Origin of the sequence: uncultured Escherichia sp., assembly GCF_948475835.1 — a bacterium.
GTDB lineage: Bacteria > Pseudomonadota > Gammaproteobacteria > Enterobacterales > Enterobacteriaceae > ECMA0423.
Genome location: NZ_CAOLGM010000262.1, coordinates 1 through 517, shown reverse-complemented (window position 1 = coordinate 517; position 517 = coordinate 1). Strand labels below are relative to the sequence as shown.

General features: G+C 45.3%; 1 protein-coding gene. It reads left to right on the top strand.

Going from position 1 to position 517, the window contains the following annotated elements; all coding sequences use genetic code 11:
• Positions 1-191: 191 nt before the first annotated feature.
• A partial coding sequence (locus tag QZF50_RS23710; protein ID WP_290389046.1) for a GntR family transcriptional regulator occupies positions 192-517 on the top strand: 326 nt, incomplete at its 3' end.

Sequence of the window (517 nt, the reverse complement as noted above, 5' to 3'; positions counted from 1 at the left end):
AGTGGTGGCGCATTATAGGGAGTTATTCCGGCCTGACAAGAGGAAATTTAAAATAATTTTCTGACCGCGCATTTTTTCAGCAAAAGCCCCGTTAATGTGCCATAAAACAAGCAATTTGCCGTTTTTGCAACCGTAATCACACTTCCTGGTGGCATACTAAGGAGGAATAAAAAGAAAAAGGAAGATTAGTAATGCCTTTAAGCGCACAACAGTTAGCTGCACAGAAAAACCTTTCGTATGTTCTGGCTGAGAAGCTGGCGCAACGCATCTTAAAAGGTGAATATGAACCCGGCACCATTTTGCCTGGTGAGAGTGAGCTGGGCGAGCAATTTGGAGTGAGTCGTACAGCGGTACGCGAAGCGGTCAAAACGTTAACGGCAAAAGGGATGGTTTTACCGCGACCGCGAATTGGTACCCGGGTCATGCCACAATCAAACTGGAATTTTCTTAATCAGGAATTGCTTACCTGGTGGATGACAGAAGAGAACTTTCATCAGGGCATCGATCACTTTCTGGT